At 49.7% G+C, this 26,364-nt stretch carries 22 protein-coding genes and 1 pseudogene; 6 read left to right on the forward strand and 17 right to left on the reverse strand.

The window, feature by feature from the left end:
• Position 1 precedes the first annotated feature (1 nt).
• The 3 genes from GA004_RS04460 to GA004_RS04470 are packed head-to-tail and all read right to left on the reverse strand — an operon-like array spanning position 2 to position 3,041.
• Positions 2-1,441 carry an Nramp family divalent metal transporter gene (locus GA004_RS04460; RefSeq protein ID WP_283396099.1) on the reverse strand — a complete coding sequence of 480 codons (1,440 nt, stop codon included), beginning with the start codon at positions 1,439-1,441 and terminating at the stop codon, positions 2-4.
• 46 nt (positions 1,442-1,487) lie between these two features.
• The gene (locus tag GA004_RS04465; protein WP_283396100.1) at positions 1,488-2,069 is read right to left on the reverse strand and encodes a sulfatase-like hydrolase/transferase; all 582 of its coding nucleotides are present in this window, start codon (positions 2,067-2,069) and stop codon (positions 1,488-1,490) included.
• Between the two features lie 3 nt (positions 2,070-2,072).
• Positions 2,073-3,041 carry an SMP-30/gluconolactonase/LRE family protein gene (locus GA004_RS04470; protein ID WP_283396101.1) on the reverse strand — a complete coding sequence of 323 codons (969 nt, stop codon included), beginning with the start codon at positions 3,039-3,041 and terminating at the stop codon, positions 2,073-2,075.
• Positions 3,042-3,213: 172 nt separating this feature from the next.
• On the opposite strand from GA004_RS04470, the gene GA004_RS04475 reads away from it, so the two are divergent.
• Entirely contained in the window at positions 3,214-4,773 is a 1,560-nt protein-coding gene (locus tag GA004_RS04475; RefSeq protein ID WP_283396102.1) for a sulfatase, read from the forward strand.
• A gap of 548 nt (positions 4,774-5,321) precedes the next feature.
• Here GA004_RS04475 and GA004_RS04480 read toward each other — a convergent pair.
• Together GA004_RS04480 and GA004_RS04485 are read right to left on the reverse strand one after the other, a co-directional pair.
• Complete coding sequence (locus GA004_RS04480) at positions 5,322-6,695, reverse strand: DUF1552 domain-containing protein (protein WP_283396103.1); 1,374 nt, start codon at positions 6,693-6,695, stop codon at positions 5,322-5,324.
• A 3-nt stretch (positions 6,696-6,698) separates the two neighbouring features.
• Positions 6,699-9,209 (reverse strand): DUF1592 domain-containing protein, encoded by a 2,511-nt coding sequence (locus GA004_RS04485; protein WP_283396104.1) that lies wholly within the window; start codon positions 9,207-9,209, stop codon positions 6,699-6,701.
• A 127-nt stretch (positions 9,210-9,336) separates the two neighbouring features.
• On the opposite strand from GA004_RS04485, the pseudogene GA004_RS17915 reads away from it, so the two are divergent.
• From GA004_RS17915 to GA004_RS04500, 3 genes and pseudogenes are all read left to right on the forward strand, one after another.
• Positions 9,337-9,573, forward strand: a pseudogene (locus tag GA004_RS17915) (sulfatase-like hydrolase/transferase); the annotation flags it as partial.
• A 463-nt stretch (positions 9,574-10,036) separates the two neighbouring features.
• Positions 10,037-11,593 carry a sulfatase gene (locus GA004_RS04495; RefSeq protein ID WP_283396106.1) on the forward strand — a complete coding sequence of 519 codons (1,557 nt, stop codon included), beginning with the start codon at positions 10,037-10,039 and terminating at the stop codon, positions 11,591-11,593.
• 197 nt (positions 11,594-11,790) lie between these two features.
• Positions 11,791-11,919 carry a hypothetical protein gene (locus tag GA004_RS04500; RefSeq protein ID WP_283396107.1) on the forward strand — a complete coding sequence of 43 codons (129 nt, stop codon included), beginning with the start codon at positions 11,791-11,793 and terminating at the stop codon, positions 11,917-11,919.
• Positions 11,920-11,927: 8 nt separating this feature from the next.
• Here GA004_RS04500 and GA004_RS04505 read toward each other — a convergent pair whose 3' ends face one another.
• The 3 genes from GA004_RS04505 to GA004_RS04515 all read right to left on the reverse strand — a co-directional run bounded on the left by GA004_RS04505 (position 11,928) and on the right by GA004_RS04515 (position 14,300).
• Positions 11,928-13,130 carry a diadenylate cyclase gene (locus tag GA004_RS04505; RefSeq protein ID WP_283396108.1) on the reverse strand — a complete coding sequence of 401 codons (1,203 nt, stop codon included), beginning with the start codon at positions 13,128-13,130 and terminating at the stop codon, positions 11,928-11,930.
• 6 nt (positions 13,131-13,136) lie between these two features.
• Positions 13,137-13,607, reverse strand: a complete 471-nt coding sequence (locus GA004_RS04510) for a hypothetical protein (RefSeq protein WP_283396109.1) — start codon at positions 13,605-13,607, stop codon at positions 13,137-13,139.
• A gap of 543 nt (positions 13,608-14,150) precedes the next feature.
• Positions 14,151-14,300 carry a hypothetical protein gene (locus GA004_RS04515; protein ID WP_283396110.1) on the reverse strand — a complete coding sequence of 50 codons (150 nt, stop codon included), beginning with the start codon at positions 14,298-14,300 and terminating at the stop codon, positions 14,151-14,153.
• A gap of 601 nt (positions 14,301-14,901) precedes the next feature.
• Here GA004_RS04515 and GA004_RS04520 point away from each other — a divergent pair.
• Positions 14,902-16,134: a mandelate racemase/muconate lactonizing enzyme family protein gene (locus GA004_RS04520; RefSeq protein ID WP_283396111.1), complete on the forward strand. Its 1,233-nt coding sequence runs from the start codon at positions 14,902-14,904 to the stop codon at positions 16,132-16,134.
• 67 nt (positions 16,135-16,201) lie between these two features.
• Here the strand turns inward: GA004_RS04520 and GA004_RS04525 are convergent, their stop codons facing one another.
• Positions 16,202-16,429, reverse strand: coding sequence for a hypothetical protein (locus GA004_RS04525; protein WP_283396112.1), 228 nt, complete (start codon positions 16,427-16,429; stop codon positions 16,202-16,204).
• Positions 16,430-16,457: 28 nt separating this feature from the next.
• Between GA004_RS04525 and GA004_RS04530 the strand changes: the two genes are divergently transcribed.
• Positions 16,458-16,583, forward strand: a complete 126-nt coding sequence (locus tag GA004_RS04530; protein ID WP_283396113.1) for a hypothetical protein — start codon at positions 16,458-16,460, stop codon at positions 16,581-16,583.
• Between the two features lie 762 nt (positions 16,584-17,345).
• On the opposite strand, the gene GA004_RS04535 is transcribed toward GA004_RS04530, so the two are convergent.
• The 8 genes from GA004_RS04535 to GA004_RS04570 form a co-directional block, all read right to left on the reverse strand.
• Complete coding sequence (locus tag GA004_RS04535) at positions 17,346-18,116, reverse strand: NIPSNAP family protein (protein ID WP_283396114.1); 771 nt, start codon at positions 18,114-18,116, stop codon at positions 17,346-17,348.
• Positions 18,117-18,193: 77 nt separating this feature from the next.
• Positions 18,194-19,939 carry an arylsulfatase gene (locus tag GA004_RS04540; RefSeq protein ID WP_283396115.1) on the reverse strand — a complete coding sequence of 582 codons (1,746 nt, stop codon included), beginning with the start codon at positions 19,937-19,939 and terminating at the stop codon, positions 18,194-18,196.
• Positions 19,940-19,997: 58 nt separating this feature from the next.
• The gene (locus GA004_RS04545; protein WP_283396116.1) at positions 19,998-21,116 is read right to left on the reverse strand and encodes an alpha/beta hydrolase family protein; all 1,119 of its coding nucleotides are present in this window, start codon (positions 21,114-21,116) and stop codon (positions 19,998-20,000) included.
• A gap of 59 nt (positions 21,117-21,175) precedes the next feature.
• The gene (locus tag GA004_RS04550) at positions 21,176-22,819 is read right to left on the reverse strand and encodes an arylsulfatase (protein ID WP_283396117.1); all 1,644 of its coding nucleotides are present in this window, start codon (positions 22,817-22,819) and stop codon (positions 21,176-21,178) included.
• Positions 22,820-22,877: 58 nt separating this feature from the next.
• The gene (locus GA004_RS04555) at positions 22,878-23,930 is read right to left on the reverse strand and encodes a PrpF domain-containing protein (protein ID WP_283396118.1); all 1,053 of its coding nucleotides are present in this window, start codon (positions 23,928-23,930) and stop codon (positions 22,878-22,880) included.
• A 22-nt stretch (positions 23,931-23,952) separates the two neighbouring features.
• Positions 23,953-24,579 carry a 4-carboxy-4-hydroxy-2-oxoadipate aldolase/oxaloacetate decarboxylase gene (locus GA004_RS04560; RefSeq protein WP_283396119.1) on the reverse strand — a complete coding sequence of 209 codons (627 nt, stop codon included), beginning with the start codon at positions 24,577-24,579 and terminating at the stop codon, positions 23,953-23,955.
• A 4-nt stretch (positions 24,580-24,583) separates the two neighbouring features.
• Positions 24,584-25,327: a PIG-L deacetylase family protein gene (locus GA004_RS04565; RefSeq protein WP_283396120.1), complete on the reverse strand. Its 744-nt coding sequence runs from the start codon at positions 25,325-25,327 to the stop codon at positions 24,584-24,586.
• Positions 25,328-25,348: 21 nt separating this feature from the next.
• On the reverse strand, positions 25,349-26,320 hold the full coding sequence (locus GA004_RS04570) for a VOC family protein (RefSeq protein WP_283396121.1): 972 nt from the start codon (positions 26,318-26,320) through the stop codon (positions 25,349-25,351).
• Between the last annotated feature and the right edge of the window lie 44 nt (positions 26,321-26,364).

The following is a 26,364-nucleotide window of genomic DNA, read 5'->3' on the forward strand; positions in this document are numbered from 1 at the left end:
GTTATCCGAAAAATTTAAAATACATGCCGATTGCTCCAAAGGTCAGCAATGTCGCCCCTGATGTGAGTAGTCCCCAGAATAGGAAAGCATTCATTCGCAATTCAGCAGGTAGGTTGCGCCTGTCAGCCCAGGCGACGCCAAAGCACCAGACGCCGCAGCCTATGGTGCCTCCAAGCATCGCGGGAATCTGGACGATGGAAATGGGATTCGACAAGGGTTTCCAAACGTAGCCCAGCCAAATGACTCCGATACCCACTGTGGAGGTCGTAATTATTAGAATTCGTTTTAGTTTCGAACTATCCAGTGACTTCTCGGTCTCGAAAAAGGGTATGAGCCCTTCATAAACTGTTTTAGTCCAAACGTCAAAAGTTGCGAAAAGAGTACCTCCAATTGCCGTAAAAATCCCAATTCTATAAAGAACGAGCAGGGAGGGATGCAAAGAGGTTAGAAAGGATTCCTGGTGAGAAAGAAGGTTCAAATTGTCAGGGATCTGCTGACCTTCATGCAGGATCACGGCCCCGAGTACCATGAAGGCGGCGGAAAAAATGAATACGGCTAGGAAAGAGCCCGCGACATCTACCTTTACGGCTTTGAGCCAGTCTCTTCCTTTGCTTAAGTTGCTTTCGTTTGTATCGATCGAAGCGAACCCCGTTTTAGTGGAACTCCTAAAGACGTCTTGATCTTCGAATAGTCCCCATCGCTTTTCTCTCAGAAAGCTGAAGTAGCCGATATAGGCGGGAAGCCCTCCACCGATAATTCCAATGTAGGAGACGATTTCGATCCAGGCAGACTTTTCAGCGATCTTTGGATAAACTGTGTGTATCCAATCTTTATATTCAGGGATGATAGGAATGAATAATCCGCTGAACAGCTTTCCGAGATGGGGTTGACAGGCGATCGCTGCCGTCAGAATGCAAATCAGTAGCAGTCCGACGACGACCATCTGGGTTTTCTCGAGCCGTTTGTAGCCTTGTCCCCAGCTGAAGATCGCGGCAACGACAATGAGACCGGTAGACCATGATCGAACCGAAATTTGCTGGTCTCCCCCTAAATTCAGTATCCACGAAATAAGCGATCCGACCGAAAGCGATAAGGATGCGAGTAAGAAGGGCAGACAGATAGCTGTCATTACAAGCAAGCCCATGGGAAACCATCCTCGCGGGCCGGGCAGCATGACCCAGCTTTGCATTGGGTGCTCGCCGGATAGCAGCATGTATCGTGCGGAGGCGTAGATTTGAGTTCCCTTCAAAAAGATCCCAAGAAAGAAACACCATAGGATAGCATAGCCGAATATCGCTCCTCCCCGGGATGCAAATACGGTTTCACCGTTTCCGATCGATACTGATGCGATAATGATCCCGGGCCCCAGGAAACCAATAGCCTTCCACCACTTCTTTTCCTGAAGGACGCTAGGAGGAGAGGGGTATTGAATGGGTTTCATGTATTAGGGTGAAAGAGCCATTGAGAAGCCACATTGATATCGGATGTTACGCCATCCGATATACTCTGAAACAGTTCAAAATGAATTGGCGAGAGTATATGTCAGCGTGAGGATCCCCCGCTTGGCCCACGTCGCCTGCAGTGTGATGGAGACATTCTTCAAACCCTTTGTCAGAAGGCCGTACAGGAAAGTTGTCTCCAAGGTGCCACTTACCGAAAATCCCAGTTAGGAAACCCGCGGCTTTGAGATTCTCAGCGATAGTAATTTCTTCTCCGCGGATGATACTTTGGCCGTAGTTCACTTCGACGGCACCCGTCCTTTCCGGATAGCGACCCGTGAGAAGGGCCGCCCGAGTGGGTTTACAGAGGGTCTGGACATAGAAGTTGGTGAACTCCACGCTCTCGCTAGCTAGGCGGTCTAAGTTTGGAGTGTTAAGTTCGGTATTTCCATGAAAGCAGACGTCGCCAAAGCCTTGGTCATCCGTCATAATAAGAACGATGTTGGGACGTTTTACGGAGTTTGTCTGGGCGAGCGACGTTTCGCTAAATCCCATTACGAGGATTGCGGCCGCGAACAATACGGACCACCGTGATGAAAAGTTAAGTCGGTCTGTCATATTCTTATTCATTGTTTAACTCCTTGCCGCTTCATCAATTGATGCGCCGGCGACTGCGAGTTCAACCGAATAGAGCGAGGTGTCCCCTGCGACGTAGAGGGTCTTTCGGTCGGGTCCGCCAAAACAGCAGTTGGCGCAACTGAGTTCGGGGATCAGAATCTTACCGAGGAGTGCCGCATCTGGCGAGAAACACTGGATTCCATCGCCCGCACTGGTCCAGACGTTGCCGTGAACATCGCAGCGGAATCCGTCGGATACACCGGGTGAAAGTTTTACAAATTCCCTTTGATTCTGGATACGAGTGCCGCAGTCTTTCACATCGAATAGAGAAATATTCCCGGGTAATCCTGTATCCGATACGTAAAGTCTCGATTCATCTGGAGAGAAGCCGAGCCCGTTGGGGCGGTCCATCGAGTTGGCGACGATGCTTAGGTCGCTCGTTTCCGGATCGAGCCGATAGACAAAGTTGCCCTCCAGTTCGGAATCTCGTTTTTCGCCCTCCCGATTAGACAAAATTCCATAAGGCGGGTCCGTGAACCAGATAGTTCCGTCGGACTTAACGACGACGTCGTTGGGCGAGTTGAGTCGCTTCCCTTTGTAGCGGTCAACTAGGATTGTGATAGATCCATCGTGTTCGGTTCTGGATACGCAATGGGTAAGATGGGTAGCGGTGACGAGGCGACCCTCTCGATCGATGGTGTTTCCGTTAGTGAAGTTCGATGGTTCCCGAAAGACCGTCGTCTTGTTGGATTCTGGATCGAATTGGAGCATTCGGTTGTTAGGAATGTCCGACCATACGATAATGTTTTGCTGGGGAAGATAGACAGCTCCCTCCGACCACTCGGCTCCTTTCCAAAGTCGACGAACTTCGGATACTTCGGAAACGAGTTCGCGAAAGCGTTCGTCGATTACTTCAATTCCAGATTGAAGTTGCTCCTCATTGGCAAGCTCGTGTTCAGGAAATGTTTTGGGGATAGCGGACATAGCAACAGCATAGAGCATTCAATATTTGGGACAAGTCGGAATGTGCGATCTGAGGGCTTTGGACACTCTCTTAGGGAAAGATCCTATTCAACGGGTTGCCTTTTACGCCGCGCAAGGTAGCTTGCCAGAAACGATGGGGTTGTTAGACAAGATAATTAGTGAAGCGAGAGATATGAGGAAATTTGGAATTGTCACCTTAATTATAGTGCAGGGGCTTTTTCCTGAAATAAGCCTTTCAATGTTGGCAGCCAAGCAGCCCGATGTGCTGTTTATCGCGATTGATGACATGAATGACTGGATTGGGCCGTTAGGAGGATTGGAAATCGCTAAGACGCCAAATCTGGACCGATTCGCGGCGGAGTCCGCCACATTTGCCAATGCTCATTGTGCATCGCCTGCCTGCGCGGCTTCTCGGCTGGCCAACATGTCAGGAGTGCAACCCTCGAAGACAGGAGTGATGCAAAATGTTTGGTACGATGGGCCTCAATGGCGCGAAATACCGATGCTGAAGGACATCGAGACCGTAGAGCAGTTTTTCAAGAACCGTGGATATGAAACTCTGGCTGGCGGAAAGATATACCATTCGTTGGCTCCACCTTGGCTAACGTCGAATCAAGCTGACCCTGATGGATGGGACTTTTACTATCCCAGTCTTGCGGTGCCGATGCCTTACCAGATGAACGCGCCGGAAAAGGTGATTAATCCGGACTCATGGAAGGGGGGACGACACAAGTGGTTTACGTGGGGTCCCATTCAGGTCCTAGACGAGAAAATGGCCGACCACCAAACTGTGAGTTGGGCTCGCTATGAGCTGATGCGGAAACGCGACAAGCCACTTTATCTGGCTTGTGGAATTTTTCGTCCTCACATGCCATGGGAAGTGCCGCAAAAGTATTTCGACCTGTATCCAATCGAAGATATACCGGATTTGGAGATTGAGGAAAACGACTTACAAGATGCTCTTGTTCACACGCGTCGTGGCTGGCACAAGTTCGTTCTGGAAAACCAGCAGTGGAAACACGTGGTTCAAGCGTACCTGGCTTCGATTAGTTTCGCGGATGCCCAGATTGGGAGACTGCTGGAGGCCCTTGATGAGTCGGGGAAAGCTAATGAGACGATCGTCGTTCTATGGTCGGATCACGGAATGCACATTGGCGAAAAGGAAAACTGGGAGAAGTTCACCCTTTGGGAGGAATCTACCCGTGTGCCCTTCTTTGTTCGAGCACCAGGAGTGAGCGAGCCAGGGTCAGTGGTTACCCAACCCGTCAGTTTATTGGATGTGTATCCTAGTTTAGTCGATCTGGCGGGTTATGATACCCCTGAGCATTGTGATGGGGTCAGCGTAGTCCCCTTGTTGAGGAACCCCCATTCAAAAAGAAAGCACAGCGCTTTGACCAGTTTCACATTTCCTCGAAATGTAACGGGTCATACCCTCAGAGGGGAGCGGTACCGCTATATCTATTACGAGTGGAATAGCCTCGAGGAATTATATGACCACAGAAATGACAAAGGGGAATACACGAATCTTGCCTACGATCCGAAGCACGTGAAAATAGTGAGGCAATTTCGAGAAGAGCTTGTCGCCCGAGTTGATCGGGTGAAACTCGAGGAAATTGAAAAAGCGCCTGATGGATACACACTTTCAGGAAATCGTATCTTAGCGGACGACTTCGTACCCATAGCGAAAGTTCTATTGCCCCCCGTCCGTCCGAAGGTTTCGGGGATTCGATAAGTTTCTCTAAGAGTCTTTGAAATATTGGACAGCTTCAAAGGCCGAGCTGCTTTTCCAAAAATGGAACAGTTTTTCGCCATTAGGGTTCGTTTGGGCTCATGCTGTTTAGATGTTGGTCGCCCGGTTGTCGGTAGGGTTCACAGGTGTTTCCCGAACCAGTGATAAGTACTGAGAACTAGTCGGGTGATGATTGTCACGGAGCGTTCGGTGATGTACATCTTGACGATCGGAATGCGGATTGCGCCGTTTTGCGATTCATTGTCTTCTGAGCAATTTACTTGGGGGAAAGGTAGTGAGACTGATCGGTTTGCAAAACTGGGTTTCCGACAAGAAGAAATTTCATTGAACTCATTAAAATGACATGTGTTAAGGTTTTCCTCTTGGGCAAGGGCTGAGAACGGGATTGCAACAATGAGAGAAAGGGAGAGGAGAAGGAAGGCAAGTTTCATAGAAATTGTATCCAAAGGGGTGCCGCAATTGGATTGGCGGCATCGCGACGTGAAGCTGCTCCTACAGATGCCAATAGCTAACTGCCAGCCGCCCTAAAACTATACATTGCTCAAACGACCCGTTGAATCGCCAAAGCGGGGGAGATCCCTGACACCCATGCGATCGGCCATACTGAGAAAGAGATTCGCGGCCGGTGTAGAACCGTTTTGATTGAAGCGCCCCGGATTGAGCGTTCCGCCCCCATGACCCGCGAGGATAACAGGCAGATTGTCATGGGTGTGGCGATTGCCGTCCGCGTTGCCGCTTCCGTAAACAATCATAGAGTTGTGCAGCATAGATTTGCCGTCGATATCGTCTATCGAATCTAGGCGAGTCAGGAAGGATGCCAATTTTTGAACGTACCATTGATCGATTTTGGCGACCTTGGCGATCCTGTCCGCTTTGTTCTGGTGGTGCGTCAACTCGTGATGTCCCTCAGGGATTCCGATTTCATCGTGGGAGCGGTTATCCCCATCATGGGCGAGGAGAAGGGTGGCGACTCGGGTGGAATCGGTTTGGAACGCCAGTAACGCCATCTCGAACATGATATCAATGTGTTCACCGTGACTGAATGGAATTCCGTCCGGAGTAGCGATGTCTGGATCAATGCCCACGCCAAAACGTTCCAAATTTTCGATACGAGTTTCGACTTCCCGAATACCAGTCAGATACTGGTCTAGCTTTTCTCGGTCACGATGATCGAGGTTTTTCTGCATTCGTTGGGCATCCGACATGACGAAATCAAGAATGGAACGCCGATTCATCATGCGGCGTTGCATATTTTCGGTACGCTCTCCGTGGGAACCCTCGCCGAATAGACGCTCGAAAACCTTGCGGGGGTTCGACTCTGGAGTCATCGGATTAGTCGCGGTTTTCCAGGAAAGATTGTACTGGTAGGCGCAAGAGTAGCCCGTGTCACAAGCTCCTGAGCGTCGCGCGGGATCGCAGCTTAGCTCCAGGGAGGGGAAACGTGTCATGTGCCCGACTTCATTTGCGATCGCTTGATCGATCGATGTACCGGCTCTAAAATCAGTAGCGCTTTTTTTGATACGAACACTGGTAAGGAATACGCTGTTGCCGCGAGCGTGGTCGCCTCCACCGTCTTTTCCCGCAGTGGCATTAAGCTGGTCCAGTCCTCCCATGACCTGTATGGAGTCGCGAATGGGCTCAAGCGGCGAGAGGGTGTCCTTAAAAGAGAAATTGGCTCCATCCCCCTGAGGCCACCAAAGATCGGGAATCGCTCCATTGGGGAAGAATACGTAAGCGGCTCTGAGGGGCGCGCCAGTACGAGTGGTGGCGAGCTGCTTTACGGGTCCGGCCGCGAGCAAGCCAGTCGGCACGATTGATTGAAGTGCGGGAAGCACTAGACTGGCCCCTATCCCTTTGAGAAAGCGGCGTCGATTGAGTGGATTGTTGAAGGCGGGCGGGTTCATGGGCTAGTTCGAGTTAACGTTTAGGTTTCGACGTTTTTGAAAGGGAGCTGAATGCACGATTGCAGCCAGCAGAGCGGAAGGGCGGCCTTCGCTTTGTTTGAGCGCTTCGACGAGTTGGTCGATGGTTGCAGTGTCGTAGTATTCCATACCTCTACCAAGGGCGTAAGTTAGCAGTTTTTCGCTGAAGCAATAATAAAAGTCTTTTATTCGCTCATTGGCAAGAATTCGCTTCATTTCCTGGATTGAGGAAAAGGACTCCCCGGTAATCAACACTCCATCGGTTTCAATGGCCTGGTTGAGCTCGGCGTCCCGCCAGATGCCCATGGCATTGAAGTTTTCCAAGGCGAGCCCGAGCGGATCCATGCGATTATGGCAGGAGCGGCAAAGCGCGTCTTCGCGGTGCAGAGCCAGCGTTTCGCGCAGGCTAATCGCTTCAATGTCTTTGCCGTTCGCGACGTCTTCCAAAGCGGGGATGTTTGGTGGCGGGGCTGCCGGGGGCGTACCCAGAATATTCTCCAAAATGAAAACGCCGCGTTTTACCGGAGAAGTGCGAGTCGGGTTGGAGGTGTAAGCTAGGATCGTACCTTGGGTCAAAATCCCCCCGCGTGGACTGCCAGGAGCGAGGGATACCTTGCGAAACTTGGAACCTTTGACACCTTCGATAGCGTAGTGGGTGGCGAGCCGGTCGTTGAGGAAGGTGTAGTCGCTATCGAGCAATTCGGATAGGCTCCGATCTTCCCGAATAATGTGCTCGAAATAGAGTTCGGTTTCTTGGCGCATGGCCCGCTGCAAGGGACGTTTTAGCTCGGGGCGCTCTCCACTGGAGAGGGCTCGAATCAACGCCCGTGTTCGGGTGTAAGCTTCTTTCTGCTCAGGAGTACGAAGCGCATTTGGAATTTCCCGAAGGCGGGAGTATTCCTCCCTCGCTGCCATCGCCTCAGGGTTTGGATGGTCGCGGAGCCAGACATCCAAGGAACTGATGTTTACGGATTCAATGTCCCGAGCGTGGAGCCACTGCCCGGAGAAGTTTTTGATGAAGGCGTCCGACCGTTTGTCAGCCATCATTCGCTTGAGTTGCGTATCCAGATTTTCTCTGAGCCTGCCTTTCCGTGCCAGCCGAAATAGCTCTTCGTCGGGCATGGAGGACCAGAGGAAGTAGGAGAGTCGGGAGGCGAGGGAGTAATCGTCAATTAGAGGATATTTACCTGGGGCGGTATTCGGGAGAACCTCTTCCTCGCGGAAAAGAAATCGGGGAGACGCGAGGACGGCGACCATCGCCTGGGAAATCCCCATCTCGTAAGTGTACCCTTTTTGAGAGGCGACTTGCTCCGATAGCCGAGTCAGTTGATCCACCGTTTCTTCGTCGACGGGTCGGCGATAGGCACGAGACGCGAAGTCGCTTAGCAAATTACGTGTGTATTTGGTTCGCAAGGATTCGTCGTGGGGGACTTCCCCTGGGAAAAAACGATCATAATTTTCTGGTTGTATCCAGTGTTCGCGTGCGAAGGGACCACGTACGGTCAGCTTTTCAATTCGCATCTTGAGGCGTTTGATCTTTTCCAAACCGAATGTGAGAGGCTCTACCTCGAATTCGAAACGTTTATCTCCCGGTTTCCAGTCGTGTTCGAACGTGTACTCGAAAGTCTTTCCAGAGATATATTCAAATTCCTGTTCGATCTTCGTTTCGCCGTCGATTTTGAAAACGAGCCGACAGCGATTGTAGTCAAAGCCGCTGAAGCTCGAAAAACTGACGGGCTTAAGGCTCAGAACGACCTGGTATTTCCCTGGTGTCTTGATTGCGTAGCTCGCGGTGCGGTTGGAAGGGGAATAGAAGGAGAGCTGGAGGTCGTCATTCGACGCGTCGTCTTCGATGGTGGGATGGCTAAAGAGATCAACCAGGGCTTCGTCTGCCAGGACGTGTTCGGGCAATATTCTGGGCGTGGTCGGTACGGCCTTGCTGATGATTTGATTGGCGGCATCGAGGTACTTCTCGATTAGCATGGGGGAAAGCGTTAAAATATCCCCGATGTTGTCGAATCCCTCACCAGAGTCATCTGCCGGAAACGCGTCCGCCGCGACAAATTCCACTCCAATCAGATCGCGGATGGTGTTCTGGTACTCGTTTCGATTAAGGCGCTGGACTGTTAGCTTTCCTGGATCAGGATTCTCAAGGTCCAGCGCGAAGGGGCCGGTTTTGATCCAGGTCAGCAAGCGATTTCTTTCCTCTACGGAGGGCTGGAATTCCTCTTGGGGCGGCATAATGTGGGCTCGGGCATTTTTTAGAACGCGAAGCCAAAGTTCGTGGTCTTGAATCGTCTCTGAAGAGAATTCGTCCAAAGTGACCCCTCCCTTGCTCGTCCCAAAACCATGGCAGTCATAGCAATAGCTATCTAGGATTGGTTCCGCTTCGCTCTGGAAGGACTTAAATAATCGATCGCCATCGCCTGCGCTAAGTGGCTGGTTAACAAGAGCTAATCCCCAAAATAGACAGAATTTGGAAACGTGGAAATGCATACGAGTTAAAGCTAGATATAAGCGGCGAATTTAGCAATGATTACCGGAAAGACTCCCTTGATGGACTCCTCGAGAATCAATATGCAAGTTCATTGGCGGATTCCGCTGCGTCTATTTGACGGTACTTGATTTGGGGCCCGGCTTGCTGGGTTACTATGGGCAGGAGCTGATTAAGACGCCGCACATCGACCAGCTGGCTCAGCAGGGGATCAAATTTAACAATTATTACGGTGGTGTCTTTTGTGCCCCAGCGAAATGGACCTTGCTCACCGGTCTTCACGATGGGCGCATGGGCGGGTGGAAGCACAACCAGGCAGGTTTGCCGAGTCGTCGGGATCGGGGAGAAATCGCGGAGGCTGAGCACGACTATATTGTCGTCAACAACCTGTTCGACCGGATGGGGAGTAGTGCTTTGATAGCCCAGGACGGGTGGAAGCTCATAGAGATCGATCGAAAGAAAAACCATTTCCAGCTCTACAACATCCTTGACGACATCGAAGAGCGAATCGAGCTTTCCTCTCAGTATCCAGAAATCACTTCTCGTTTGAAAGAAGCTCTCTATTGGGAGCTAGATTCGGCTCGTCCCGATTTGTAATCAGATTCTCACAGAAGCAGTGTCTTCCATTTCGAATCACCGCTTCGGAAGTAGCTTAATTTAGGCGAATATCCAAACAACCTGGTGGGAGCTTCCAATTGGATGCGGCATGGACATGAGGCTTCGCACGACGAAGCCCAGTCAAGGTCGTGTGAACTCGATAAGAGGTTTTCTCACCGCTGCTTCGACTATTTGTTTTGAAATGGCCTAGTCAATGAGATAGGCGATTTGAATGTTAAAGTGTGCGATTTTAGTATTGATCTGCCAATTGGCGGTATACGCGAAGGCGGAACAGCGCAACTTCGTGTTTTTCCTCGTGGATGATCTCGGTTTTGGAGACTTGGGGTACAATGGCAGTGAGTTTTATGAAACGCCGCACATTGACGCCTTAGCCGCTTCTGGGATGCGATTCGATAATGGATACGCGGCCTGCCAGGTATGCAGTCCTTCTCGAGCCAGTATTATGACAGGCAAGGCCCCGCCCCGACATGGCATTACTGATTGGATTGGAGCGAAAACGGGGATGGATTGGCAACGGGATGACCTTGTACTGCCAGCGGAGTATGTCTGGAACCTTCCTCATGAGGACATTACCGTTGCTGAGGCCCTCAGGGATGGGGGCTACACGACGTTTTACGCCGGGAAGTGGCATATCGGTACTAAGGGATCGTGGCCTGAGGATCACGGCTTCATGATCAACAAAGGAGGCTGGGACAAGGGCTCCCCAATGGGTGGCTATTTCGCTCCATGGGACAATCCGAGATTGGAAAGCGGCCCTGATGGAGAGCTCCTCACGCTGCGTTTGGCCAATGAAACTGCGTCATTTATTGAGTCGAGTCAGGACGAGCCGTTTTTAGCCTATCTCTCTTTCTATACTGTCCACGGACCCATCCAAACGACGGAAGCGCTCCGCAACAAGTACGTCGAAAAGGCGGAAAAAATGGGCCTTACCGGAAACGATACTCGCTTTAAGTTCGATCGTCGGCTTCCCGTGCGTCAGGTACAGGACAATCCGATTTATGCGGGGATGATGGAATCGCTTGATACGGCAGTGGGTATTGTGATGGCGAAGTTGAAGGAGACGGGGCTTGATAAGAATACGGTCGTCATTTTCACCTCCGATAATGGGGGAGTAACAACGGGTGACGCCTATTCAACGAGCCTTTTGCCCTTTCGCGGGGGCAAAGGAAGGCAATGGGAAGGAGGTATTCGCGAACCTTATATTATTCATGTTCCGGGTCTGACAAAGCCGGGTACCTCCTCCGATGTACTTGCCATTGGGATGGACTTCTATCCCACTATCTTGGAGTTAGCCGGTTTGCCGCTGAGGCCCGAGCAACACGTGGATGGGGTGAGCTTGGTCCCTGTGTTGAGCGGAAAGAACATTCCCGAGCGGGCTCTCTATTGGCATTATCCGCATTACGGAAACCAGGGAGGGGAGCCGTCATCGATCATTCGTTCGAAAGAGTGGAAGCTAATCTACTATCATGAAGATGGCCGGGTTGAGCTGTATAATCTCATAAATGATATGGGCGAGGTCAATAATGTCGCCGCCGCGTACCCAGAAAAAGTCAGCGAAATGCAAAAACGACTCAATCATTGGTTGGCGGATACGGGAGCGAAATTTCCCGCCCGTGATCCTCGTTACAGTCAGGAGCGGTTCGACCAGAAGATCGAGAATACCCGAACAGCAAAGATGGAGGCGCTCGAAAAGCAGCATGCTGAGTTTCTCGATCCTGAATGGGAGCCTGCAGGCAATGCTCGGTGGTGGGGCAGTGCAGAGGATTAGGACTCGTAAGCGATCCGTTTAAACGCGGAAGACCGATATTTTGTATTCAGAAAAAAGATACGAAAGTTCAATGAACGTCTTATTCGAATTATTAGACGTTCTCGAATAAAGATTGCATGAGAAAATGTTTGTTTAGCTTACCCTTCGCCGCCCCAGCGGCCACCTTCGCTTTCATGTACCTTAATATGGGCGAACACATGAGCGAATCTGGAGGTACCCCACTAAACCCAGACGATGAAGAGAGTCTAAACAAACGCGCTGATGGAACCTGCTGGGAGCCGATCTTTCGCACCCATTTCTGGCTAGATAAGCGACTGGCCAATTGAAAAATGCACTAGTTGTCGGGTTTTGGAGTTTCCTTTTCCGCTTCGCCAACGACGATCTCGACCAAGTTGGGTTCGATGGTTTCCAGTACTAGATTTTTGGGAAAAGACATCTGGCCCAGTCCCAGCCGCACTCTTTGGGGGCCTTTTTCGGGTTTCAAAGGTACACTGATTTCGATCTGGTTCTGTCGGATGAAGTAGAATGAGCGGCGTACGCCGCGAAAGGTAACGTCGACGTCCTGAGGGAGTACTGCGTCAACCTCGAGCCCAGCAGGTAGATCACTGTATTCAATTGGTATGGACAAGGTTCGATAGGCGGTTTTTGAACCATTGACGAGAACGAACCAAAGGGCGACTGAAAGGGAAAGAGCGATTAGCTTGTCACGCCAATTCTTCTGAAAGGGGTGCTCCCATTCCTTCGGATCGTTCTTAGGGTTGATGTCCCGATAGAATTCCTCGAGAATCTGTGCCAACTGCTCGGGTTTGTGAATCTCGGTAAGTTCCCCGTTCCGAGTTATGGAAATGGTGCCTCTTTCTTCTGATACTACGACACACAAGGCATCGCATAGTTCAGTCAGTCCCAGTGCCGCTGCGTGGCGTGTGCCTCGGTTGCCAAGCTTTTTCATATTCTTGGAAAGGGGTAGTTGCACCGAGAATTTTGAGATTAGATTTTCTTTCACCACCACAGCCCCATCGTGCCCGATAGAATGGGAGTCAAATAGGCTTTTTAAGAGAGCCTCGCTCAACCTGCCACCGCACTCTTGGCCGCCTTCAAGGTGACGAACCATCATGTCGTTGCCACGAATTACGACCAGGGCGCCGGTTCGGTCTCTGGCTAGATCGGTCAAAGTGCGAACGAGTATTTCGACTTCCTCCCGTGTGAGGCGAACCATCTCTTTTCTGAGGATTCTTCGATTGAGACTCCAAACCGCAATTCGCTCGAAGAAGTATCGTAGCTCCCCTTGAAAAATGACGACGAGGGCGATTAGGATAACCGCAAAGAATTGCTCAAATATAGCTGCCGTTAGATTGAGACTGAACTGGCGGGCTAAAAGATAGACGCCTGCCACGATCAGTATACCTGTCAGGACGAATGCGGCTCGCGTGCGCTTGGACCATACCAACAAGGTGTAAATCAGCAGCGTCATGAAAATGATATCGAGAAAACCGGAAAAACCGATTTCTTTAAATGGAAGTAGAAGACTTTGTAGCATGGAAATTTAAGTTTTGGATACAGCTTGTCTAAATGGGTAGTAGTTGGCCTCCCTTGCCGAAACGCGTAGTCGTTTGCAGGGCCGCTTTATCAAGGTTTCTTCGGCATTTTCCCATTCTCCGGGTGAAGCGTTTTCTCCCACTTCAAAACTGCCTCCTACTATGACGCTGTGCTCTCCTGTCTCGCCACGATTTTCAAAAATGTTGCACAGAATATTTCCCGCATTTGTTACGGTTCGGTCGAGTCTGAGTGGAACATTAAGCCTTCCCATGAATCTTCGCTTGCAGAGCGACCTCCGCCTGCGGCGGTAAGTTAGGAGAACGTCAGCAACCTGAGAGACAAGATCAGGATTTTTCAATTCGTCGAGATGAGCGGAGATAAGACCTTTGTTGGCAATCGCTTTTTGAAGTCCTGCTCGAAGAGCTGTAAAAAACGGTCGTGACCTGAATGGGTTTTGAATATGAGCCAGGGCTTTCATGTCGAATTGGGGATCAATTTGAGATAGGCTTGGATGATCTCGGGCCGATTGGCTCGATAGAGGTTCATGTTATTGGAAATAATGATGTAGGCTAGTGCCTTAGCCAAGGCGGTAGGAATTTCTAGGTTTAACTGGAGCAGCACTTTGGCGACGATCACTACGTACTGGGCGATAGGTTTGGTCTTGGAATGATGCTGATTGGTTATAAGAGTCGCCCGCCGGTCTCCCGGAAAGGAATTGTTTTCAATGGCGGGAGTAGCTGATAAAACAATCCGGCAGCCACGCTGTTTTTGATAAAAGCACGTCGTTCAATTTTATTCTTCATGGGGCGAAGTGAGCTGATTCGATTTGCGTTTCTGCGGCAAAGCAAAAATCATCCTTTTGGGTTAATAGATCGGATCTCTCGATCGCCCGCCACCGTAACATGGCCATCTGCTCTTTCTGAGTATCTCGGAGCAACCCAATATAATTCGCTTTCGAAAATCTGGTAGAGTACAGAAAATCTTTTCGTATCGAATAAAAGGATGCGTCTTATGTCATTTTTTAAAATTTCGTTTCGGAATGACTGACGAGTTTGGTTTCGGAGAGGTTGAAAACGAAGTACAAGTCCCCTTTCTCCATCTCTTTGGGATAGATCACGTAAAATTGACCTATCGCCATCAGGGTCGCGATTTTGTATGACTTGATGTTCATGGACGCGTGGTGCACGAGATCATAGCATAGTCTTTCCCTGTAGTCGGAAACAGCTAAACCGCATAGCTTAGTCCGGGTTCACCGATCCGATGCTTCTCTTACCTGATTTTTTGTTAAATGACAGTAAGTCAACTATTGACCAAATAATGGGTCGAAAATTACGGGGACTGTTTCAGCGTACAGGGATCAAGAGAGGAATAGAGCCCGGCCATTACCGAGTACTTCCCGAACTATGGTGAGACCAATACGAAGGATTTAAAAAAGTATGGGGTAACGACCACCGATAAGTTGCAGGAGGATTACGAGCGTATGTGGAAATATGTGGGGTCGCATTTCGAATGATGTGCGTTAGTGTAATGGTAGAATTAGCCGGGATTCAGGCTTTGGAAGTCATGGATTCCGATTCATTAATTAATTTGGTAGTGGGCGATCTCCGAGCATCACATTCTATCTCTATCTTTGGGCGTTCGGAGATTGCCCGGTGCCTTTGAGAATTATGATTTTAAGACAGTGACATGAACTGCGATTTACGCCGTAATGGGAATCGTTCGATGCTACTTTTCGAATTTCACAACGAGTTAAGACCAAAGCCAGTTTATCAATGATCAATCAGCGCAGAAATTTCATCAAAAGCAGCTTGCTTGGAGCAGGGGCTCTCATGCTAGGCCAGGAAACGCTATTTGGAGATATTCAATCTGGTATTAAGATCACCAAGATCAGCCACTATCGGGATCCCGAATACCTGAAGCCGACGTTTGCCCAAGCAAGAGATATCGTGGTCGTCGAGACGAATGCGGGGATAACAGGGATTGGGGAAGGCGGCTCAAAGGAGATGATCCAGAATTGCGCCGAGATGCTAATCGGGGAGGACCCTTTCCGGATCGAGCATTTGTGGCAGAAGGTGTATCGGCAGTACTTCTATCCGTCGGGCAGGGAACGGCTTCATGCGATGGGAGGGCTGGACATGGCTTTGTGGGATATCAAGGGAAAGTACCTTAAAACTCCGATATACGAGTTGCTGGGCGGTCTTACTCGAAACTACCTACCCTGTTACTCGACCGGATTTCCAGATCAAGGCTCGGTCGAGGAAACCGCGCGGGCCTGTATCGAAGCAGGATTTTATGCCTATCGGGTAGGTACCGTTTCTGATGGAAGAGTATTCGATTCGCACAAGTTTCTCGACCAGAACTACCGTTTCTATGAGCAAGTAAGAGAAGGTGTCGGTGAGAAGGGTCAATGGTGTACCGATTTCCATACCCGTTTCGACACGGCAGAGGCGGTCACCATGGCTCGCATGATCGAGCCTTTGAAACCGCTGTTTGTAGAGGATTTGATTCGTTCCGAAAACCCAGGAGTCTACCGAGCGCTGAGAGATCGGATCAATGTTCCCATCGCGGTTGGCGAGCATTTTGGCGATCGATGGGACATAAACGAACTGATTGAGGAGAACCTGATCGACCACTCCCGAGTGACGCTGCCAAATGTGGGTGGCATTACGGAGATGAAGAAGATCGCGGCGCTTTGCGAAACGCATTATGTCGGAATGATTCCGCACTTTACGGGACCAATTTCTACAGCGGCCTTGGTGCATGTGCTGGCATCGTCTTCGGGCTTTGTCATGGCCGAGTTAACCAAAGACGGTCCTGCGGAAATCTCCTATCTCAATGACGACTATCTGTCCTTTAAGAACGGGAAGCTGTATCCAAATGAGAGGTCAGGATTAGGGATAGAGCTCAAACCTGAGAAGATCGAATTGGTAAATGTGATCACGAAGGGATCTGACTACGACCACCCTGTCTTTGAGAGAGGGGATGGCTCCATTACCAATTGGTGAGCGCTGAAGGTTTTCGTAACGATCGAACGCAAAACATTGGAAACGAAGCGACCAGCGATGATTGCATTCAATTATAGGAGCGGCTTTCGTGAGTCTTCCGTAGTATTTGCGAAGGACGGAACGCCGCGATATTCTTCTTGAAATGAAAGTGCTCGTTGCAGGTGCCGCCTGACGTTTGGGAAGTTGTGTTTGCCACATTCTTTGCGAGGCGGGTATTGAGTTTCTGGCAGTCGACAAAGTCGCGGGTGACGGGACAGCGTACCCAGTTGAGGTGGTCGACTTGCTCGATTGGCAAGCGTGCGTTGATCTAATAGTCGGAGTGGATGTCCTGGCACATTTCGCCAATCTTGCTAATCGAATACAAAGCGGAAGACCGCAGTACACTAGGCACGTCGCAGAAAAACGACGGTCCTGAGTTCTGGCCAGAGCTGGAATGGATGGACGATTAGGTATTCCAACATCATTGATAGGAAATTCAATTCATTGGTTACGACGATTATCATACGAATGTTAATCCTTTCCGGTTGCCTGGTCAAACACATGGTGAACTAGTCCTACAAGTATTTTTAACTGTCTGAATACAGTAGCCGTCTCCTTCGGGATTAATCTGAGATACTTTCTCCTGCTCCTGTACATTTAACCTGAAATCAGCTACTCCAATCCAAAGGTAGTCTGCTTAATCGCTACCAGTTAAATGTTGTTTCTGAAGAAAGTCGGCAGGACTGGTGTCTGGTGTGATCGAATTGAGATCTAACTCCGCTAGCTTTACGCACAGAGGGTACATTCTTACTATTGAGGCTCTTTCCGCAGGCGAAAGAATTGAAGGTCGAATGGTTGGACCTCTGACACTCATTTTCGAAGGCATAAATGTGGACTATTAGTCCGGAAATTTGCATTCAATTTGCTCCAGGCGAATACTTTTGTAATTTTAAAGCAAATACCGTAAACCCTCGCGAAGATGCGACTGGCTAAATATTGTTCCTTTGGGGATTGAGAGAGCTAAACTTATTCAAATAGCTAGCTTTGCGTAATCGTCATCTCAAAAATTGGGCAAAAACTAGATTTTATCTACGTTTTTGGCCGTTCCTTTCTGGCTCGATAGGGTTCTATAAAAAATTGGAATACAGCGTTTTAAATCAGAAAAAAACGCATTATAAAACCAAATACGTGAAATCGAAACGATTGTGCGGAGTGACGGTTCGGCTCAGCAGTCATTTCATTGCGGAAAAATTGGTCGGAACAATCAATTCGCCTGTCACGCCCCCTTCTACCACCATTCCGCCACCAGCTCGTTCCCTTGAAGCGGCTGCAGCCGACTTCCAGTCTTCATCTGCCCGCTGATTCTCGAAGGCCTCTTCACGCCCTCCCTCACTTTCGTGGGCTACGATATATATTAACGTGCTCGTTCCGCCATCTTGGTCGGCCATCGGGTGGAAATAGGCTATATTCTCAATTCCATGCTTTTCAAAAAGGCCTATCGTATGATCTCTAAAACGTGCATCAAGATGACGTCGCATGCCATCTTTGCAGATGTAAGTTCGGAGTTCAAAAAGACGCTCCGGATCGGCCTGGATTTTTTTTACCGGCATCGAATATTCCGTTGTCTGCATAAAAACAGCCTCTATCTTTTCTATGAGCCTTCCATTTTTAGAAGATGCCTTAGCCGCCGCTTTCCAATCGGGGTCCGCTTGGAAGGATTTCCACATCGACTCCTGATCCAGCCTGCTCGGGAAGGCTATGATGTAAATCAACTTGTTGTCGGGATTATCCTTCGGAACCCAATATCCCACATTCTCAATGCCGTGCTTGGCAAACAAGCCAGTGGTATGATCTCGGAATCGAGCTATCAAGTCGTCCAGTTTGCCCTCATTCGCGTAGTAGGTTCGCATTTCGTAAACCCGCGTGTCATGGGCCTTGATGGACGCCAAAGGGACGACGGTTGCGAAGAGGAAGAAATATACAAATGAGCGTAACCTATTCATAAAAATAATCGAATATTCTGAAACGGGATTTGCGAGCAAAATCGCCTCTGTCATTCAGAATAGTTTTTCTTTCAAAACTAATTTGGTAAATGAGCCAAGGTTGCGTAAAAGGCTCCCGAAAGTTGTTTGCCTGAGTCGTCGTGGAACCAAGCTTGAAGCGTTTGCCTGCCGAGAGGCATTTCAATCGTGAGCTCAATCAGAGTGCCCTCGTGATTCGGCTTAGCCACCATGCGGGCTCCCCCGTTCAAGCTCAGCGTTCCTAAAGCAATCGGCATAGCGACGCCCAAATCAATAGGCATTCCCCCAATGGTTTCGCCAGGACCGATGGCCGAAAGAGGACGATTCATGTAAAAAGGCCAACGACTAAGTTGTACCCTATAATTACCCTCTTTTTCTACTTCTATATGCCAAGGTCCGCCCATAGAATCTGCCCCCGCAACTTTATCGCGGTTATCAAAATCCGCATCCAACCAGTTGGAACAGGCAAGATGCGTTATGGGCTCTGCTGAATTGCCGACAACAATCGGCTCTATTACATCGATAGATGCCTCAATCGATGCCCAATATGCGTCGTAATAACCCTTCAGCTCGCGAGCGATATCGGGATACTCCGCGAAGACATTTGCCGCCTGGCTAGGATCATTCTCTAGGTTGTAGAGTTCAGAATCACCCTGCAATCGCCAATCTTTCCACATAACAGAGCTCCTGAAGTACTTCTCTGGCTTCGTCCTGCCGCCAAACTGAACAATGGCCTTTCTTTCGTCTAAAGCAGCTGCGTCTTTGAAGACGGGTACAAGAGAAAGTCCATCGAATGGCTCCGCAGTAGCTGGCACTTTGAAATTCAACAAATCAACGAATGTCGGGGCGAGATCCACAACATGAGAAACCGTTCCGATAGTTCTCGGTGAGCCCAGATCACCATTGGGCCAGCGAAGAAAGCAGAAGGCTCGATGGCCGCCTTCATATCCGGACCCTTTTTTGCCTCTCATGCCCGCATTGTAAATGCCATCACCGAGGGCGGTTCCATTATCATTCATAAAGAGGACAATCGTGTTATCTTTTGCGCCCCTTTGTTCGAGCCATTCCTCCAACCTGCTAAAATTCTCGTCTGCGTTCCCGATGAGACCGTAGAATTTCGCAATTCTCTCGTCCTCGACCTTGTGCTTGTATTTCTCAAAATCCTCTTCAAGAGGGTGGAAAGGACTGTGAGGCGTATTGAGAGCTATGTAGGTGAAAAACGGTTGTTCAGCTTCCAGCTTCTGGTCCATCCATTTCATAGCTTCATCAAACCATAGGTTTGCGCAAAAACGGTCGGAGTATTTTACCTCAGTCCCATCCAAATACCGGGTGTAGTAATAATCATTGTCGTATTCGTTTTCTGATGCCAATCCCCAGCCTTTGTGCCAAATTGCATGCACGAAACCACGATCCATGGGCCGGTTGGGATAGGCATCCCCAAGACCCCACTTACCGAATAATCCCGTAGCGTATCCATTAGCCAAAAAGGTCTCTGGCATGGTCACGATGTCGCGTCTCATCCAATTGCGGGCGGATGGTACCGTGCTTGCTTTGTTGCGAAGTGCATACAGACCAGTCATTAGTTCGCTCCGAGTTGGCGTGCAGACAGGTGCGACGTGGAAATTACCCAAACGAACGCTCTCCCTGTGTAACGCATCGAAGGCAGGCGTTTCAAGTATGGGATGTCCGTGACATGAAAGGTCACCGAAGCCTTGATCATCGGTAATAAGAATTATGACGTTCGGACGGTCTGCTGCCGAAGCGGTCAAAACCGTCATTAAGATTGCAAAAGTCAGTTTTTTCACGATCATCCGAAAAAAACATGCGATCAAAGCTATTTGGAAGTCAATCGCTTTACCCGGTCTATTGGGTGATTATAAAGGCAGCAATGAGATCGTTGGCTTGACTGGAGTAGGGGGCCAGGCCGTGTGATTCGGAGATCACTTTGTAGTGGACGACATCGCCGTCGAGGTAGCTGTATTTGATAATATCAGCGGGTCGATTCGTACCGTTTCCGGGGATGCCTTCAGCGTCCGCGAGCTGGGGTCCTTTTTCACCCATGGCTTGGGCAAAGCGGAAGATGCTTTCTTGGGCAGAGTGAAAAGTCGTGCCGACTCCGTTCCCACCTTTGTAGGGAATGACCGGATCGTTTTGGGCACCGATGTTGAGGATCTTTCGGCCGCTCGCGGGTACGATGACTTGGTCGTAGTCATTCGTACCTGATGCATTGAAACGGAATGTTTCATTTTGATACATCTTGGAGATCATTTGGGAAACTCGCCCAGCCGCTTTTTGGAAAGCGGCTCCGTCTAACTCAATCAAGAGTCGGTTGACCATGCCTGATCCGTTCGAGCTGCCGTACAGCGATAGGTTGCCCGCATCCACATTGTCGTAGGTTTTAATCAGAGTGATGAGATCCCGTATGAAAGCGACGTCAGGAGTTTTTGAAGCTTCCTTGTCGATATTCCAACTTTTCAAATAGCCATTAGGAGCGATGCGGATGATGTCGTCGAGGCGACCGCCCATGCTGTTGATAAAGTTCGAGTTGCCTCCATTTCCGTGAAGCATGATGACCACAGGGAAGGGCCCGTCGCCGGAAGGGACGCGGACTGCGGCGGTTCGATCGAATCCTCCAGGCTCCTGTTCCCAGGTTTGATTGATGGTGAGCGTTTCCCCATCTGCGAGAGTGCCGTTGCTGGCTTCAATTTTGCGAACGCGATAGAAGTGATTGGGCTTCGATTCGAAATCGATGCTCTGTTTGAAAACCAGCGAGGAGACATTTGCTGAGAGCGTTGAAATGGGTTGCCAGACGCCGAAGGAAAGGTCCGAGCGGCTTTGAAACTCATAGCTTTTACCTGTTTCCGAATCGAGAGTTAATCTCACCTCCCTAGCAGAATTGAGGTCTACGGAAAGAATCTGGGCGTTCGAAGTGAAGGGGATGGCGATAACGAAGAGTGAAATGAGGGGAAGTGGGCTCGACATGCTACCGTTAGATTGTTCAATGTTAAGGGTTCGCGTTTAACTTCATTATGCTTCTCCAGCTACTCGAATGCGACTCCGACTTCGCGCGCATAATTGAACCATCGCTTTACCAGGTCTTCCTTCCGATCCGGGTGTTGATTTGAGAGATCGTGTCGCTCACCTGGATCTTTATCCAGGTTATACAGTTCCCATTCGACAGACTCTCCTCCAGAAGAATAAATCTTCCAATCGCCTTTAACCAATGCGCGTTGGTCATGCAACTCCCAGCCAATAGCTTCATCACCGTGGACATCAAGATGCCTATTTTCTAGGTGGGCAAAAAACGATTTACCGCGCACTGGGTTGACGGTATCTCCACGGTGCGTTCTACCAGGATGGCTGATCCCCGCGACGTCGAGCAAAGTTGGCAACACATCTTGCACGGTCAAATACTCCTGACTGACATAGCCGTGGTTATCCAATGAAGAAGCATTAACAATAGCGGCCGCTCGAGTCCCTCCCTCGTATAGAGAATATTTGGCGTCTCGAAAGGGTGCCATACTGGCTGAGGCCCAACCGCGGCCGTAGACCGTAAACGAGTTATTGTTACCGATACTTTCTAAGGTTTGTTCATAGCCTTTTGCGAGCGGTGGAGGGAATCTGAATGCGGCACCATTGTCTGACATAAACAGGACAAACGTATTTTCTCGTTCCCCAATAGCTTCAAGGTAATCAAGGACACGACCGATATGAAAATCCATGTTCTCCACCATGGCCGCATAGATCTCCATCTTACGACTTAGTATTAATTTCTCGTCATCAGAAATACTGTCCCAGGAATCGGCACCAGACTCATAAACGCTCATATTAATGTTTTCTGGAAGTACACCCTGTTTCATCGCCCGTTCAACACGTTGGGCACGCAAAACATCATAGCCCTCATCATATTGATTCTTATAACGATCACGCCAAGCTTGAGGAACTTGTATTGGGAAATGAGGTGCAGAGAAAGCGAGGTATGCAAAGAACGGCTGTTCACTGTCTTTGTTACCACCTATGTATTCAATTATCTTATCCGTGAACGTTTTCGTTGAAAAATAATCCTTCGGTAACTCCTTAACCACTTCCCAGTTCTCCCTATAAATGAAGGGTTCCGCACGGGCAATTCCGCCATGGGCACCACCATCCGGCGGAATTAGATGTAAGGCAGTACCCGTCAACTGGGCAAAGGACTGATCAAAACCACGGCCTGCCGGGATGTGCTCTTCAACCAAGGCCCGACCAAGGTCCCATTTGCCTGTCATATAAGTGTGGTAACCCGCATCCTGAAGGATTTCCGGTAAAGCCGCAACGCGCTGACTCAAGTATCCGGCGTACTCCGGTGTGCCGTAACCAATGGCTTCTCTGTTCGGTGCTAAGCCATTATCAAATACGCGCATGAGCTCCATGGAACCTATTCCGGCTTCGTGATTGTCCATTCCCGACATGAGCATAGCCCGGGTTGGTGCACATACCGGTGCCGTATGAAAGTTGGCCAGGCGTATACCGGATTCTGCCAAGTCATCAAGGTGAGGTGTTTTAATTTCGCCGCCAAACGATCCAATATCGGTGAAGCCCATGTCATCGGCTACGATTAGTAAAATATTTGGGCGTTGATTTTGTGCACCAGCACAAATCCCAATGGTCCAGACAATCAGAATCAGAATTAGTTTTTTAAGGTACATATTTATATAATGTTGGAACAACCAGACATTGAAAAGAAATGTTCACAGGATAACCAGCTTACGGAATATATACTTCTCCCTTACTAATGATACGAGCGGTGCGAATGGCTCCCGTCTCATGAATTTCCAATTCGGAATTTTTCGAGGAAGATTTCAGACTCAGGGTAAATTGCCCAGATGGATGCTCTAGGATAACAGAGGCGAAGTCGTTTGGCACGTTAGCAATGCCCTCCGCAATTGACCCCGGAAGTAAGCCAACCACAGCGACTGAAAACGCGCCCATGACACCGATGGCCGCATGGCATTGATGGGGTATGAAGGTCCGAGTGTTCATCAAGCCGCCTGACCGTGGCGGTGAAAGCAAACACATCTTGGGCACGGTTAAGTGTGATACATCGCCTAAGTTCATTTTCGGACCCATTTGCAAGCGAATGGACTCGAGACGTTCCTTTAGGTCTTCATTGGAATCTAGCTCTTCTTTGCTTTCATAACCGGTGATTCCGAAATCCGTCACCCTGAGTGCCACGACTGGCATGCCGTTGTCGACGCAGGTAACCTGCACACCATCCACTTCATCCAAGACACTCCCAGTAGGTAGCAATTTTCCGCAGTTTATGCCAACGGTCTCGAGGTAGTTACAAATCACCGGTGCGCCTATTCCCTGAACCGCATCGACCTTCGCAGATCCCGCGACAGCAAGTTTGAAATCTGGAGTCTGTACCGTGACTTCGCACAATCCACCGTTGTTGACCATGTGGACAACTGCCTTGGTGGTCGGATCCGTTGGTGAAAGCATTCCGCTCTCGATTGCAAAATGAAGTAGCCCGGCAAGGATATTGCCACAACCTTGGGCTGCAGAAAGTCGGCCCTCTCCAACAACCACTTGCAAGAAAAGGTAATCCAAATCGGCGTCCTCACGTGCTGAGCGGCTCACCAATGCGACTTTAGCGGTCAGTAGATCGCCACCACCCAGTCCATCGATCTGCCGAATGTCACCAGGCCTGAGTCCTTCCATGGCTGCGAGGATAACTTTATCCCTCTCTTCACCAGATTCCGGAAGGTCGGCCGTATCGAAAAAGATGCCTTTGGAGCTACCACCCCGGATTTGCATATATGGAATTCGCGACGCCACTCTAGTACCCAAACTTTTTATCCCACTCGTAAATCTTTAAGGAGGTTTCCCCGGCATTGAGCCGGACTCTCACAGCGGCCTCCTTGTCCTCGCGGGCCTGGGCCTTTTCAATGGCTTCTTCAACTCTGTCCTGTGGAACAATGACCACTCCGTCCCTGTCGCCTACAGCAATGTCGCCCGGATGAATTGATATGTCTCCAATTGTAATCGGTTCGTTTAAACACCCTTCCGGGTCCTTACCTGTTCCTTTGATGCACAACCCTCGACAAAAAATAGGGAAGCCTAATTCTTCTATTGCATCAGCATCACGGATACAGGAGTCAATAACCAAGCCTGCCACGCCTTGTTTCATAGCTCCAGAGGTAAGCAAGTCTCCCCAGTAGCCCGCATCATAGGCGCCCGAGCAATCCGCCACAATGACGTCACCTGGTCTCGCGTAAGCATAGGCTCGGTGAAGATTAATATTCATGTGGGCCTTGCACTTAACTGTATAGGTCGGACCGCAAATCCGCATGGCGGGATGAAGCGGTTTAATCTGGCAAGGCAGGTCCCCGATTTGACCGAGAGCCTCGTGGAGAGTGGCCGTTCCGAATTGAGACAGTGTTTTTATTTGTTCGGCGGTTATCATGCTACTAGTCGAAATGAATGTCAGGGACGATAGTATCCAGAATGACAGGAACTTTGCTTTGAAAGGCCTCCGCGAATTTGACCGGTTTCTTCCCGGAAATTCGGCGAGCGTGGTTTCCGCGTCTGTCGCCCAATTCAGTGTAGTAGATTTGCAAATATGTCTGCGCTCGCATACAGGCCATGGCCGCCTTCTTTTTTTCGAATACCGAAGTGATATCGACATAGGTGTCGGGAACAAAGCCTGACAGTTCAGGTTGATGCGGCTCAAAGCTATACCAAAGAGGAGGAGTGATGGTTTTAAATGCTGCGTCGACACCGGCACCCGCTGAAAGCAATCGTGCCTTTTCCACTGTCTGACAGGTCAAGGGATGATCGGGATTAAAAGGATCTTTTGCGGAATGGGTCAGGATAACATTCGGTTCAAATTCGCGAATGATATCCGCCAATTGCTGAACGCGTTCGTCATTCACGACCATAGGGTAGTCGCCCCAATCCAGGCAGCGAAATTCGCAGCCTAATATTTCAGAAGCCTCGGCTGACATTTCATGTCTCAGTTGCTTCACATCTTCAATTGAACGATTGGGGTCCTCCTTCCAGAGTACCCCCGATTCCCCTCGCTCACCGTAGGAAAGAGTCAGGTTCAACACTTCGCCGCCCTGCTCCGCCGTTTTGGCAATGGTTCCGCCAGCTCTCCATACGAAGTCCGCAGCATGCGCTCCGACGACCAGTAGCTTTCTTTTGGTTTCCATAATATCGATCAGGCTCCAGGTTCAGACATTGTTCTCGGAATCTTCCGGCATCGGTGAGCCGCGGGTGTGAAAACTCTTAACGGTTTGCAGGCCCCAGGCCTGTCCTTTTTTGCGTTCGTCAAGGGACCAGACAATTGGTTTGTAATCGGGGTCCAAAACCAGGCGGGCCGTACTGTTTGCTATCTCCACTCTGTGGCCTCCTGGTTCAAAGAGGTATAGAAAAAAGGTTTGCTGAATAGCATGCTTGTGGGGCCCGGTTTCGATAGTAATACCATTTTCCAATGCAATATCCGCAGCAATCAGGACTTCTTCCCGGCTGTTGACCGCAAAAGTCACATGGTGGAATCTGCCTTTTGCTCCCTGCAGGTGATCTTCTGTAACAGCCAGGTCGTAAGACTTGGAATTGACCGAAAACCAGGCTCCCAATACCCTGTCCTCATCGGAAATAATGGTTTCCGTCAATCGACCTCCCAAGGTGTTGAGCTGGAAATCTTGAAAGGCAGCTACATCGGGAGCCAACAAATTTAAGTGATCGAGACGCCGCACATTCATACCTCTGCCGGGAAATTTGGAAGCGGTGTTTTTCAGAGCCGATGCGTCTTCCTTACTGGATTGGTATTTCTCAGATTCAAAATAGATTTCCGTCAACTGACCACTTGGCATTCTGAACTGGAAGCTGCGGCCTTGACCCAGATCTCCTTCCGTCCAGCCCAGACCGTGCCCTGTCGCTTCAATCGCCTTTGCTTTACATTCCAGAATCTCAGAACTTCTTAAACGCCAGGCATAGTGCCCCAGATCCGCATGGGTGTGCGCCGTCAATTTTAAAGTATGATGTTCGTAATCGTCGTAGGCACGCAGGTATACAGAATCACCTTTCTCATCGCTAATAGACATACCCATGATCTCTGAAAAAAAGCGGACGCTTTCCTCAAGTTTCGGCGTTAACAATTCCACATGTGCCATGTGGGCAATATCCCATTGAATCGTATCCATTTTTATAATTCAGTTTATTAATTATCTGATATTTATCGAAATCC

The sequence above is a fragment of the Candidatus Pelagisphaera phototrophica genome (assembly GCF_014529625.1).
GTDB classification, from domain to species: Bacteria; Verrucomicrobiota; Verrucomicrobiia; order Opitutales; family Opitutaceae; genus Pelagisphaera; species Pelagisphaera phototrophica.